Source organism: Pseudomonas sp. TE3910 (assembly GCF_056279025.1).
The window spans coordinates 3,181,331-3,193,923 of record NZ_JBWBQN010000001.1; the positions used below are offsets into that span (position 1 = coordinate 3,181,331).

Annotated in this window: 12 protein-coding genes; 3 read left to right on the plus strand and 9 right to left on the minus strand. The window is 61.0% G+C overall.

The features are described 5' to 3' along the window. Positions 1-39 precede the first annotated feature (39 nt). From ACZ9H3_RS14550 to ACZ9H3_RS14560, 3 genes are read left to right on the plus strand one after another with little or no spacing between them, the layout of a single operon-like run. A complete protein-coding gene (locus tag ACZ9H3_RS14550; RefSeq protein ID WP_102052493.1) occupies positions 40-1,005 on the plus strand; it encodes an HlyD family secretion protein in 966 nt (321 codons plus the stop codon). Beyond that, positions 1,002-3,725 (plus strand): ribosome-associated ATPase/putative transporter RbbA, encoded by a 2,724-nt coding sequence (rbbA, locus tag ACZ9H3_RS14555; RefSeq protein ID WP_476221255.1) that lies wholly within the window; start codon positions 1,002-1,004, stop codon positions 3,723-3,725. Before ACZ9H3_RS14550 ends, rbbA begins: the two co-directional genes overlap by 4 nt. Further along, complete coding sequence (locus tag ACZ9H3_RS14560; RefSeq protein WP_065760045.1) at positions 3,725-4,843, plus strand: ABC transporter permease; 1,119 nt, start codon at positions 3,725-3,727, stop codon at positions 4,841-4,843. Before rbbA ends, ACZ9H3_RS14560 begins: the two co-directional genes overlap by 1 nt. On the opposite strand, the gene ACZ9H3_RS14565 is transcribed toward ACZ9H3_RS14560, so the two are convergent. From ACZ9H3_RS14565 to oscA, 9 genes are all read right to left on the minus strand, one after another. After that, positions 4,844-5,248 (minus strand): flagellar basal body-associated protein FliL, encoded by a 405-nt coding sequence (locus tag ACZ9H3_RS14565; protein ID WP_099776274.1) that lies wholly within the window; start codon positions 5,246-5,248, stop codon positions 4,844-4,846. A 479-nt stretch (positions 5,249-5,727) separates the two neighbouring features. After that, positions 5,728-6,513 carry a MetQ/NlpA family ABC transporter substrate-binding protein gene (locus tag ACZ9H3_RS14570; protein ID WP_065761648.1) on the minus strand — a complete coding sequence of 262 codons (786 nt, stop codon included), beginning with the start codon at positions 6,511-6,513 and terminating at the stop codon, positions 5,728-5,730. Between the two features lie 152 nt (positions 6,514-6,665). After that, positions 6,666-7,517: a sigma 54-interacting transcriptional regulator gene (locus ACZ9H3_RS14575; RefSeq protein WP_065761647.1), complete on the minus strand. Its 852-nt coding sequence runs from the start codon at positions 7,515-7,517 to the stop codon at positions 6,666-6,668. A gap of 65 nt (positions 7,518-7,582) precedes the next feature. Continuing rightward, positions 7,583-8,164: an alpha/beta hydrolase gene (locus ACZ9H3_RS14580; protein WP_158240127.1), complete on the minus strand. Its 582-nt coding sequence runs from the start codon at positions 8,162-8,164 to the stop codon at positions 7,583-7,585. A gap of 198 nt (positions 8,165-8,362) precedes the next feature. Next, positions 8,363-9,352, minus strand: a complete 990-nt coding sequence (locus ACZ9H3_RS14585; protein WP_065761645.1) for a sulfate/molybdate ABC transporter ATP-binding protein — start codon at positions 9,350-9,352, stop codon at positions 8,363-8,365. 3 nt (positions 9,353-9,355) lie between these two features. After that, complete coding sequence (gene cysW / locus ACZ9H3_RS14590; RefSeq protein WP_099776276.1) at positions 9,356-10,228, minus strand: sulfate ABC transporter permease subunit CysW; 873 nt, start codon at positions 10,226-10,228, stop codon at positions 9,356-9,358. A 14-nt stretch (positions 10,229-10,242) separates the two neighbouring features. Continuing rightward, positions 10,243-11,061, minus strand: coding sequence for a sulfate ABC transporter permease subunit CysT (gene cysT, locus ACZ9H3_RS14595; protein WP_099776278.1), 819 nt, complete (start codon positions 11,059-11,061; stop codon positions 10,243-10,245). A gap of 87 nt (positions 11,062-11,148) precedes the next feature. Next, the gene (locus ACZ9H3_RS14600; RefSeq protein ID WP_102052497.1) at positions 11,149-12,156 is read right to left on the minus strand and encodes a sulfate ABC transporter substrate-binding protein; all 1,008 of its coding nucleotides are present in this window, start codon (positions 12,154-12,156) and stop codon (positions 11,149-11,151) included. Positions 12,157-12,213: 57 nt separating this feature from the next. Next, positions 12,214-12,396 carry a sulfur starvation response protein OscA gene (oscA, locus tag ACZ9H3_RS14605; RefSeq protein WP_065761641.1) on the minus strand — a complete coding sequence of 61 codons (183 nt, stop codon included), beginning with the start codon at positions 12,394-12,396 and terminating at the stop codon, positions 12,214-12,216. Positions 12,397-12,593 lie beyond the last annotated feature (197 nt).

Here is a 12,593-nt window from a genome sequence, read left to right on the forward strand (position 1 = left end):
ACCGTCACACTGACGTCATTGCCGCAGGATGCTTGAACAATGTCGCTTAGCCAACACACACCAAGACTTTTCGCCGCTGCCCTGATTGCTCTGCTCGTGGCCGCGGGGGGCTTGGGCTACTGGAAATCACTGCATGATCGCCTGCCCGAAGGCCTGAGCCAAGGCAACGGTCGGCTTGAAGCCACCGAGGTGCAGATCGCCAGCAAGGTTCCCGGGCGCCTGGCCGAAGTGCTGGCCGATGAAGGCGACAGCGTGAAGCAGGGACAATTGCTGGCCCGCATCGACACCCGCACCCTCGAAGCTCAACGTACCCAGGCCGAAGCGGAAGTGCTGCGCGCCAAGGAGAACTACGCCGCGGCCCAGGCCAACGTGCAGTTGCGTCAGAGCGAATTGCTGCTTGCCAGCCAGGAGCTGCGGCGCAGTCGTGAACTGTTCCAGCGCAAGTACGCCAGCCAGCAACTGCTCGATCAGCAACAGGCACGCTTCGACACCAGCAGCTCGGCGGTGGTCGCCGCTCGTGCACAACTGGCGGCTATCAATGCGGCCATTGGTGCGGCGCAGGCACAGGTCGAACAGTTGACCAGCGAAATTGACGACAGCAGTCTGCGCGCCCCCATCGATGGGGTGATCCAGTTACGCTTGGCCGAACCCGGCGAGGTGCTGCCGGCGGGCGGACGTGTACTCCTGCTGATCGACCCCAACGATCAGTACATGAACCTCTACCTGCCGGCTTCGACCGCCGGCAAACTGACCATGGGCGATCAGGCACGGATCGTACTCGATGCCCTGCCCGACAAAGCCCTGCCGGCCAAGATCACCTTTGTCGCGGCCAAGGCTCAGTTCACCCCCAAGCAAGTGGAAACCCGTGACGAACGCCAGAAGCTGGTGTTCCGGGTAAAACTGCGCCTGACCGACCCTAGCGCCCTGCCTCAAGCCAAACCCGGTATGCCGGGGGCCGGCTATGTACGCACGGCCCCCGTGGACTGGCCGGCCAACCTGCAATGAATGCGCTGGCGCTGCACGCCAAGGGCATCAGCCATCGCTACGGCACCGTAGTGGCCCTGCAGGGCATCGACTTCGAGCTGCCAGCCGGCACCCGTTGCGGCCTGATCGGCCCCGATGGTGCGGGAAAGTCCAGCCTGCTTGGGTTGATTGCCGGGGTGAAAAAGTTGCAGACCGGCACGCTACAGGTGCTCGACGGCTCGATCGACGAGCGTCGCCATCGCCGCAGCCTGTACTCACGCATCGCCTTCATGCCCCAAGGGCTGGGCAACAACCTTTACCCGGACCTGTCGATACGCGAAAACATCAGTTTCTTCGCCACCCTGTTCGGCCTGCCCCGCGCGGAATGCGAGCGGCGCATGCACGAGCTGCTGCTGGCCACTGACCTGGTGCGTTTCGCCGACCGCCCCGCCGGCAAGCTCTCGGGCGGCATGAAACAAAAGCTCGGGCTGTGCTGCGCGCTGATCCATGACCCCGACTTGTTGATCCTCGACGAACCGACCACAGGCGTCGACCCGTTGTCACGGCGGCGCTTTTGGGAACTGGTCGAGCAGGTGCGCCGCGAGCGCCCGCAACTGACCCTGCTGGTCGCCACGGCCTACATGGAGGAAGCCGAGCAGTTCGAGCATTGCCTGATGCTCGACCGCGGACGCCTGATCGCCGCCGGGCCCAGCCGCGAACTGGCCGCCGTGACCCCCAGCGACAAGCTCGACGACGCCTTTACTCACTTTCAGGGTGACAGCAAGCGCAGCGGGCAACCCTTGCACATACCACCACGTGCCGACAGCAACGCCGAAATCGCCATCGAAGCCCATGAACTGACCCTGCGCTTTGGCGACTTCACCGCGGTCAACAAGGTCAGCTTCGCCATTGGTCGTGGCGAGATCTTCGGCTTTCTTGGCTCCAACGGGTGCGGTAAAACCACCACCATGAAGGTCCTGACCGGCCTGATGCCCGCCAGCGAAGGCAGCGCCAGCCTGCTCGGGCGCCCGGTGGATGCCAGCGACCTGGCCACCCGCAAACGGGTCGGTTTCATGTCGCAGAGCTTTTCCCTGTACGGCGAGCTGAGTGTGCGGCAAAACCTTGAGCTGCACGCACGCCTGTTTGACTTGCCCAACGCCGAAAGCCGTCCGCGCATCGCCGAACTGATCCAGCGTTTCGATCTGAACAGCGTGGCCGACCAACAATCCGGCGCGCTTCCCCTGGGGATTCGCCAACGGCTTTCGCTCGCAGTGGCGGTACTGCACCGGCCGGAAGTGCTGATCCTCGACGAACCGACCTCGGGAGTCGATCCCGCCGCCCGTGACGACTTCTGGCGCCTGCTGATCGAGCTGTCACGGGAACAGGGCGTGACCATCTTCCTCTCCACCCACTTCATGAACGAGGCACAACGCTGCGACCGCATTTCGTTGATGCACGCCGGCCAGGTACTGGCCTGCGATACGCCCTCAGCGCTGCAGACTCAGTTCGCCGGCGAAACCCTGGAAGACGCCTTCGTGCGCTGCCTGGAACAGGCCCAGGGCCCAGTGGAGGCGCCTGCCACTGACACCCCGCTGAACACGGCCGCCGCGCCGACGTTACTGCGCCAGCGCCGAGGCTTCAGCCTCAAGCGCCTGTTCGCCCTGGCAAACCGCGAGGGCAAGGAGCTACTGAGGGACAAGGTACGCCTGGCGTTTGCCTTGCTCGGCGCACTCTTCATGATGGTGATCTTTGGTTTCGGGATCTCGCTGGACGTCGAGAACCTCGCCTTTGCGGTCTATGACCAGGACCAAAGCCCGCAAAGCCGCGCCTACCTGGAAGCGTTTCGTGGCTCGCGCTACTTCGATGAGCAAGCACCGATAACCGACCTGGGGCAAATGCACCGGCGCCTGCAGCGTTCCGAGATCAAGCTGGCGCTGGAGATACCGCCGGGCTTTGGTCGCGACCTCTACGCCGGTCGCCAGCCGACCGTAGCCGCCTGGCTCGACGGTGGCATGCCGTTTCGCGCCGAAACCAGTCGGAACTATGTCGAAGCCGTGCATCAGGGCAACCTGGCATTACTGGCGTCCTTGAGCAGTGCCGCTCAGCCGGCACAGCCACTGGTAAACCTGGAAACACGCTTTCGCTACAACCAGGATGTCGTCAGCGTGAACGCCATCGGCCCCGGCGTCATGGCGCTGATTCTGGCCTTCATCCCGGCCATGCTGACCGCACTGGGTATCGTCCGGGAGAAGGAGCTGGGCTCGATTACCAACTTCTATGCCACACCCCTGACACGCCTGGAATTCCTGCTCGGCAAGCAGGTGCCTTATCTGATCGTCAGCCTGATCAACCTGGCACTGCTGGTGGCGATGAACCGCTGGCTGTTCGGCGTGCCATTCAAGGGTAGCGCCTTCGCCCTGGCGTGCGGTGGCGTGCTCTACCTGCTGGCGACCACCAGCATGGGAATGCTGATCTCTGCGTTCACCCGCACCCAGATCGCCGCGATCCTCGGCACCATGATCATCACCAGCCTGCCCACCATTCAGTTCTCCGGGTTGATCGTGCCACGCTCGTCACTCGAAGGCACAGCAGCGGTGATGGGGCAACTGTTCCCCGCCGGCTACTTCCTCGACATCGCCGTCGGCACCTTCACCAAGGCCCTGAGCCTGCGCGAGCTGTGGCCGCAATGCCTGGCCCTGCTGGGATTCTTCCTTGCCTTCACGGGCTTGAGCCTGGCCATGTTGAAAAAGCAGGAGGCCTGATGCATCGCCTTGCTCACATTCTGCGCCTGGGGCTCAAAGAGCTCACCAGCCTGCGCCATGACAGCGTGCTGTTGCTGTTCCTCCTCTATGCCTTCAGTGTGGCCATCTATATGCCGGCGGCGGGTTCCGTGATTGGCGTGCACAACGCCAGCGTCGCCGTGGTCGACGAAGACCACAGCCTGATCTCGCGCAAACTCACCCAGGCCCTGCAACCTCCCGAGTTCCAGACAGCCACCGCCCTGTCCTATGACCGGATCGACCAGGTTCTGGACAACGGTCAGTACACGTTCGTGATCAACATTCCGGTGAACTTCCAGACCGACCTGCTCGCGGGGCGCTCACCGGAACTGCAGATCAATGTTGACGCCACCGCCATGAGCCAGGCGTTCATGGGGGCTGGCTACATCGGGCGGATCTTTGAACGCGAGTTGCTCGACTACGCCAACCCCGACTCAAGCGTCGAGCGTGCACCGGCCCTGCTGACCAATCGGGCGTTGTTCAACACCAACCTGGAAGGTGGCTGGTTCCTGGCGGTGATCCAGATCGTCAACAACATCACCATCCTGGCAATCATCCTGACCGGCACGGCGCTGCTTCGTGAGCGCGAGCACGGCACCCTCGACCACCTGCTGGTATTGCCATTGACCGCACTGGAAATCATGCTGGCGAAAATTGGCAGCAACGCGCTGGTGGTGGTGCTGTGCACCTGGGTATCGCTGGAGGTGGTGGTCAAAGGCGCACTGGGTGTACCGCTGGCAGGTTCGCTCGGGCTGTTCCTGGCAGTGACCGCGCTCTATCTGTTCGCCAGTACCGCCTTGGGGATTTTCCTCGCCACGCTGGCCCGTTCGACCCCGCAGTTCGGCTTGTTGGCGATCCCGGTGATTATCCCGATGCTGTTGCTCTCGGGCGGCAGCACACCGCTGGACAGCATGCCGCAGTGGCTGCAGTGGGTCATGCAGGGCTCACCGTCGACCCACTTCGTCAGCCTCGCCGCCGCCATCCTGTTCCGCGATGCCGGCGTCGACGTAGTCTGGCCAGACCTGCTCGCGCTCGGCGCGATCGGCCTGTTGTTCTTCAGCATCGCGTTGGCGCGCTTCAGACGAACCCTGACCTCCTGATTACTGCACGATCAGGTTGTTGAACAGCAGGTCCTCGACGATCGGCTTGCCCTCTTCGTCATTGAGCACCTGCTGGACCTGCTTCAACGCTTCCTGACGCAGCTTTTCCTTGGACTCGACATTGCTCATGCTCTCCAGGTTCTGCTGGGTAAACAGTGCAACGAGCTGGTTACGGATCAGCGGCTCATGGTGCTTGACCACTGCCGCTGCGGCTTCACCGGTCACCCGCAGGGCAACATCAGCCTTGTACACGTGCAGCTTCGGCCCACCGTCGAGGGCATAGTTGCCAACAAAGGGCGGCGTCAGAGAGATGTAGGCCACTTTCGGTGCATCTTCCTTGGACTCCTCGGCCATAGCGGCCGCAGGCAGCATCAGGGCCACCAGCATCACGATCCACGCTTTCACGAATTCACTCCTCAAACAGTTGGCGCCAGCATAACCAGCGCTTTTGGCAAACCCAAGCGCAGGCTTATGCCAGCCTATCAAGCCGGGCCATGCTCGTTGGCCCCAAACCTGCCCTTCTACACTTATCGGCCAGCACACGCAAAGGAATAGCCCGGCGGTGCAAATGGCACATCCCCTGACGGCCAACTGAACAAATCCTTGCCAGCGTCGGGATCTTTCCTTGAAACGCGCCCTCCAATCGCCTGACCCGCGTGTCCTAACTGACAAGGAAGACGACCATGACTCGCCCAACCCCACTGCCTGCACTTGGCCCCAACGACCTGCTCAAGCTGCTCATCGCGCTGCACAGGGCCGTTGCTAACCAAGACTGACGCGCACACAAAAACGCCGACGCAGGCCTCTGCGTCGGCGTTTCAGGTTGCTGACGCCCCCGCTGTTAGCGGAAGACGTTCTAGTACGCCCGGCAGGCGCTGGGCGTATCAGAACGCGGGCAGTACCGCACCCTGGTATTTCTTCTCGATGAACGCTTTCACTTCAGGGCTGGTCAGGGCTTTGGCCAGCTTCTGGATAGCGGCGCTGTCCTTGTTGTCTGGACGGGCGACCAGGAAGTTCACGTAAGGCGAGTCGCTGCCTTCGATGACCAGAGCATCTTTGGCCGGGTTCAGACCGGCTTCCAGCGCATAGTTGGTGTTGATCATGTCCAGATCGACCTGGTCCAGCACACGCGGCAGCATGGCCGACTCAAGCTCGCGGAACTTGAGTTTCTTCGGGTTCTCGGCGATGTCTTTCGGCGTAGCCAGGGCATTCTTCGGATCTTTCAGGGTGATCAGACCCGCCTTCTGCAACAGCAGCAGGGCACGACCGCTGTTGCTGCCCTCGTTCGGGATCGCAACGGTTGCACCGTCCTTGAGCTCGGAGAGGCTCTTGACCTTCTTCGAGTAGCCACCGAACGGTTCGACGTGAACGCCGATCACCGTTTCCAGGTGAGTCCCTTTGCCTTCGTTGAAGTTCTTCAGGTACGGCAGGGTCTGGAAGTAGTTGGCATCCAGGCGCTTCTGGTCGACCTGAACGTTAGGCTGCACATAGTCGGTGAACACCTTGATCTCCAGGTCCACACCTTCCTTGGCCAGCGTTGGCTTGATCAGCTCAAGGATCTCGGCGTGGGGTACCGGGGTAGCCGCAACGACCAGTTTTTCAGCCGCTTGGGCAAAACCAGCTACCGACAGCGCAGTCGCCAGAGCAGTGAACAGCAGAACCTTTTTCATGCACAGTCCTTATTCGAATCATGGCCATCAGACGACGGCGAAAAGAAGATGCCCGTCATTGAAGACTGGCGTGAGGTGGACAATACCGAGATTTTTTATTCCAGAACAATACCTTTTATTTAGAGGCTTATTCCATTTCGAGAATCTGCCCTTCAACCCTGCGCCCGAGTATCCGCAACGATGAACGCCGGCAAGCTCAGGTGCTCTGGCAGGATCTCGTCACCAGTGCTCACCAGCAAGGCAAAGTGGATAACGTTTTCCAGCTCACGGGTATTGCCCGGCCAGCAATGCGCCTCCAGTACGCGCTGTGCCGCCTCACTGATCAGCGGAACCGGCACGTTCAGCCGCTGGCTGTAGATACCGACGAAGTACTCGGCCAACGGCAAGATGTCTCCGACCCGCTCGCGCAAGGCCGGCAGGGTCAAATGCCCCTCATGCAGGTAGTGATAGAGCCGCTCATGGAACTTGCCCGCACGCACCGCCAATGCCAGGTCGATGCTTGAGGCCGCCACCAGGCGCACGTCCACCGGGTTCGGTTGCTGCGCGCCAACGCGGGTGACTTCTCGCGTCTCCAGCGCGGCCAGTAACTTGACCTGAATCGGCAACGGTAAATCGGCGATCTCATCCAGGTACAAGGTGCCGCCATTGGCCGAGCCGAACCAACCGGCCCGGCTACTGGCGGTCCCACTATGAGCGCCCGCACTGTAGCCAAACAATTCAGCATCGGCGTAGGTCGGGCTGATGGCTGCGCAGTTCACCGAAACGAACAACCCGCTGCGATCACTGGCCCGGTGGATCTGCCGCGCCAACAACTCCTTGCCGGTACCGGTTTCGCCACGAATCAATACCGGCAAGCCCAGCGGTGCAAGCTGCTCCAGTTCCTCACGCAACTGGCGTGAGCGAGGGTCAACGAACACCAGCGCCTTGGCGCGAATACTGAGCGGGCTCTTGTCCAGTTCAGGAAAGGTCAGCAACGGCTGGCCGTGGGTGTCATGAATAGGCATGGCAAACTCCCGCCCGGCCACTAGGCGACCAGGCGTTTCAGATAGAAGTGGTTAACGCCTTGGGATCAGGCGCGGCGCAAGGCGCCTTGTTCCAACCGGCTCTGCAGGCGATACAGGTAAGCAAACCCTTGTTCCCAGCGACGATGCCCGGACTTCACGTTGATGTGACCGGCGCCGGAGAGAATCCCCGCTTCAGCCCCCCAGGCCCGGGCCAGTTGCATCACCCGTGGAGCGCTGGCCGCCGGGTCGTTGTCGGAGCCGACCACCTGGCAAGGGAATGGCAATACCTGTTGCGTGATCGGCGCGAAGTTGCGCAAGGCCGGCGCACAGGTGGGGCGCTCGACATCCGCCGGCGCCACCAGCAGGGCACCACGCACCCGGCGCAACAGGTTGGCACTGGCCTGCGCCGCCCAATGGGCGACAGTGATGCAGCCCAGGCTGTGGGCAATCAGAATGACCGGCGCTGCATCGGCCGCGATAGCCTGCTCCAGCGCTGCCACCCAGTCTTCACGCCGTGGCGTCAACCAGTCAGCCTGTTCGACCCGGGCACTATTGGGCAGGCTTTGTTGCCAGTAACTTTGCCAGTGATCCTCTGGCGAACCCTGCCAACCCGGCACTATCAGGTAACGAATCGACGTGTTGGACATGGGACGCCTCCTGCAGGCTTGCGTGCTTGAGGACCAGTATAGGGCGAGGGTTATATTCGTAAAGGAATAAGAAGCTATTTGGTAATAACCAAAACCAATAATTCGCGTAGCAATCTGGACGCTCCGGTGAGCACTGGAGCGCAATAAAAAAGGGGCCGCACCCTGCCAAGGAACGGCCCCTGAAACGCTCGCGTACAGTTAGATGTTCGCGACTTTCTGCCAAACCTTCGGCTTGAAGAACAAGGTCTCGCCACGCACCAGCCCGGTCAGGCTGTCGTGATCCTTGACCACTTCGGCTTCAATCAACTCGCTCTGCCCCTCGACCTTGAGGGTGACCCGGGTCGTCGCACCCAAGGGGCGGATGTCCCGCACTTCAGCGACGTGGTGGCCTTCCATCTCATGGCGCGACAACGACACTTCGTGCGGCCGGAACAGCACGTGATGACCTTCGCTCAGGTGCAACCGGTTGGAATCGCCCAGGAAGTGGTAAACAAAGTCGCTGGCCGGGTGCTCGTAGACATCCCCCGGCGAGCCGATCTGCTCGATCACGCCCTTGTTCATCACCACGATACGGTCCGCAACTTCCATGGCCTCTTCCTGGTCGTGGGTCACGAACACCGAGGTCAGGTTGATGTCTTCGTGCAGCCGCGCCAGCCAGCGGCGCAGTTCCTTGCGTACCTTGGCATCCAGGGCGCCGAAGGGCTCGTCGAGCAGCAATACCTTGGGCTCTACTGCCAGGGCGCGAGCCAGGGCAATACGTTGGCGCTGGCCACCGGACAATTGCTCGGGGTAGCGATCTGCGAGCCAGTCGAGTTGAACCATGTTCAACAGTTCGTGAACTTTCTCGGCGATCTTGCTCTCGCTCGGGCGCTCGGCCTTGGGCTTCATGCGCAGGCCGAAGGCGACGTTGTCGAACACGCTCATGTGGCGGAACAGCGCATAGTGCTGGAACACGAAGCCGACGTTACGGTCGCGCACGTCGTGGCCGGAGACGTCCTCGCCATGGAAAACGATGCTGCCCTGATCCGGGGTTTCCAGCCCGGCGATAATGCGCAGCAGCGTGGTCTTGCCGCAGCCGGAGGGGCCAAGCAATGCCACCAGCTCGCCGCTGTGGATATCCAGGTTGATGCTGTCCAGGGCCTGGAAAGCGTTGAAGCGCTTGCTGACGTTACGAACTTCGATCGACATGAATTATTCCTCCGCTGCGTTGTGGCGCAGACGGTTAATGCGGGACTCGCTCCACTGCTTGAGCAGCAGGATGAAGAGCGCCAGGATCAGCAACAGGCTGGCCACGCTGAAGGCCGCGACATGGTTGTACTCGTTGTAGAGGATCTCGACATGCAGCGGCAGGGTGTTGGTCACCCCACGAATGTGCCCCGAGACCACCGACACCGCACCGAACTCGCCCATGGCTCGCGCAGTACACAGCACCACACCGTAAATCAGGCCCCACTTGATATTCGGCAAGGTCACGTGCCAGAACATCTGCCAGCCGTTGGCGCCCAGCAGGCGCGCCGCTTCTTCTTCCTGCGTGCCCTGCTCCTGCATCAGCGGGATCAGCTCACGGGCCACGAAGGGGACGGTGACGAAAATGGTCGCCAGGACAATCCCCGGCAACGCAAAGACGATCTGAATATCGTGCTCCTGCAACCACGGCCCGAACAGGCCCTGGGCACCGAACATCAACACGTAGACCAGGCCAGCGATAACCGGGGACACCGAGAACGGCAGGTCGATCAGCGTCACCAGTATGCTTTTGCCACGGAAGGTGTACTTACTGACACACCAGGCCGCGCTGACACCAAACACCAGGTTCAGCGGCACCGAGATGGCCACGGCAATCAGGGTCAGCTTCAACGCCGAGAGGGCATCGGGCTCAAAGATCGCACTGAAGAACGTACCCAGGCCCATTTTCAGGCCTTGGGACACCACGATGAACAATGGCAACAACAGGAACACGGCAAAGATCAGCCAGCCAAAACCGATCAGCACCCGTCGTGACACTGCGCTGCCACGGCGAGCGGCATTGGCCGAAGCGGCTGCGCCAAGGGAAGACGTAGACATGGACAAAGCCTCCTTCACGGGGTTTCGATGCGCCGCTGCAACAAGTTGATCAGCAGCAGCAGAATGAAGGAAACCACCAGCATCAACACGCCGATAGCGGTAGCACCGGTGTAGTCGTACTGGTCCAGTTTGACCATGATCAACAACGGCAGGATCTCGGTTTTCATCGGCATGTTGCCGGCGATGAAAATCACCGATCCGTATTCACCGACGCCTCGGGCAAAGGCCAGGGCAAAGCCGGTCAGCCAAGCGGGCAGCAGCGCGGGCGCCAATACATAACGGAACACCTGCAAGGGTTTGGCGCCAAGGCAGGCCGCGGCCTCTTCGACTTCCCGCGGAATGTCGGCCAGCACCGGCTGCACCGTACGCACCACAAACGGCAAGGTGACGAAGGTCAGTGCCAAGGTAATACCCAACGGCGTGTAGGCGATCTTGAAGCCCAGGTCAGTGGCGAACTGACCGACCAACCCGGTCGGCGCATACAGCGCGGTCAAGGCAATACCGGCAACGGCCGTTGGCAGGGCAAACGGCAAGTCGATCATTGCATCAATGATCTTGCGCCCCGGAAAGGTGTAGCGCACCAGCACCCAGGCCAGCAGCGTACCGATCAGGCCGTTGATTAGGGCAGCGTACAACGCAGTACCGAAACTGAGCTTGAGCGCCGCCAACACGCGCGGAGCACTGACGATGGCCCAGAACTGCTCCCACGTAAGCTGGGAGGCATGGACGAACATCGCCCCCAGCGGTATGAGCACAATCAGGCTGAGGTACACCAAGGTGTAGCCCAGCGTCAGCCCGAAGCCGGGTATGACGGGGGAGATACGACGTGACATAAAGGTCCTTGGTTGAACGCAGTAAGCCCGGAACGAATCCCGGGCCCATGCTGGCTACTGAACGGCTTTCATCCTGGCGGTGACAATTCACTGCGCCGTGTAGATCTGATCGAACACCCCGCCATCGTTGAAGAACTTGGGCTGCGCAGTTTTCCAGCCACCGAAATCTTTGTCGATAGTTACCAGATCCAATTTCGGGAACTGCTTGGCATACTCGGCCGCCACTTTCACATCACGCGGACGATAGAAGTTCTCTGCGGCGATCTTCTGCCCGGCGGGGCTGTACAGGTACTTGAGATACTCCTGGGCAATGGCCTCGTTGCCTTTTTTCTCGGCATTCTTGTCGACCACGGCAACTGGCGGCTCAGCCAGGATCGACAGGGACGGTACGACAATCTCGAACTTGTCGCTGCCGCCATCTTCCTTCAATGCCAGAAACGCCTCGTTCTCCCAGGCCAGCAGCACGTCACCCTGGCCATTGTTGACGAAGGTAATGGTCGAGCCACGGGCACCGGTGTCCAGCACAGGCACATGCTTGAACAGCTCCGTCACATACTCCTGCGCCTTGGCTTCACTGCCACCGGCTTTCAGGCCGTAGGCCCAGGCAGCAAGAAAGTTCCAACGCGCCCCCCCGGAGGTTTTCGGGTTCGGGGTAATCACCGACACGTCTTTCTTGATCAGGTCGCCCCAGTCCTTGATGCCTTTGGGGTTGCCCTTGCGTACCAGGAAAACGATGGTCGAGGTGTAAGGGGTACTGGCGTCAGGCAGGCGGGTCTGCCAGTTCTCCGGCAAGCCTTTGCCGAGCTTGGCGACTTCATCGATGTCGCCCGCCAGGGCCAGGGTGACCACGTCGGCGCGCAGACCATCGATGACCGCGCGAGCCTGTTTGCCCGAACCGCCGTGGGACTGCTGGATCTTCACCTTGTCGTCCGGGTGAGCCTGCTGCCAGTGCTTGATGAACTCGGCGTTGTACTGCTGGTACAGCTCACGGGTCGGATCGTAGGACACGTTCAGCAGCTCGTAGTCCTTGGCGATGGCGGAACCGGCAAAAACGGCACTGGCGAGAGCAGCCAGAGCATAACGGCGAATGGACATGGTGAAGCTCCTGACGTTGGCTTTTCTTCTAATGTGTTGGCAGGTTGCTACGAGGCTTCAGCTCGCCTTGTTGCTGGCGTTCTGCAACCGGAATTTTTCCTTGCGTTCGATCTGGACGACTTGGGCGTTATGAACAGTGATCTCCACCGCGCCGAACCGCAGATCGCGCAGCGCGCTCTGGATTTCCCGCAGAATGGTGGCTTCGTCCTGTCCATCAACGCTACGCAACGATGCGCTCATAACCCGTACTCCTGTGGCTAAAGGGTGCCGTGCAGTAGCAGGGGATGTAAGCGACTGCGCTGGCTTGAGGGCAATCTTAGAGAGGGCTGAATATTCTTAAAAATACTATTTAAGAATTTTTATATAACTGTTAGTACTTATCGCCAGCGCGGCTGGCTCCTACGGGTGCTGCAACGCATGCAGGAGCCGGCCTTGCC

Coding starts and splice junctions, on each gene's coding strand:
- ACZ9H3_RS14560 (WP_065760045.1), top strand. CDS start 3,725: ATGCATCGCCTTGCTCACATTCTGCGCCTGGGGCTCAAAGAGCTCACC.
- ACZ9H3_RS14570 (WP_065761648.1), bottom strand. CDS start 6,513: ATGAAAAAGGTTCTGCTGTTCACTGCTCTGGCGACTGCGCTGTCGGTA.
- oscA (WP_065761641.1), bottom strand. CDS start 12,396: ATGAGCGCATCGTTGCGTAGCGTTGATGGACAGGACGAAGCCACCATT.
- ACZ9H3_RS14550 (WP_102052493.1), top strand. CDS start 40: ATGTCGCTTAGCCAACACACACCAAGACTTTTCGCCGCTGCCCTGATT.
- ACZ9H3_RS14585 (WP_065761645.1), bottom strand. CDS start 9,352: ATGTCGATCGAAGTTCGTAACGTCAGCAAGCGCTTCAACGCTTTCCAG.
- cysT (WP_099776278.1), bottom strand. CDS start 11,061: ATGTCACGTCGTATCTCCCCCGTCATACCCGGCTTCGGGCTGACGCTG.
- ACZ9H3_RS14600 (WP_102052497.1), bottom strand. CDS start 12,156: ATGTCCATTCGCCGTTATGCTCTGGCTGCTCTCGCCAGTGCCGTTTTT.
- rbbA (WP_476221255.1), top strand. CDS start 1,002: ATGAATGCGCTGGCGCTGCACGCCAAGGGCATCAGCCATCGCTACGGC.
- ACZ9H3_RS14580 (WP_158240127.1), bottom strand. CDS start 8,164: ATGTCCAACACGTCGATTCGTTACCTGATAGTGCCGGGTTGGCAGGGT.
- cysW (WP_099776276.1), bottom strand. CDS start 10,228: ATGTCTACGTCTTCCCTTGGCGCAGCCGCTTCGGCCAATGCCGCTCGC.
- ACZ9H3_RS14575 (WP_065761647.1), bottom strand. CDS start 7,517: ATGCCTATTCATGACACCCACGGCCAGCCGTTGCTGACCTTTCCTGAA.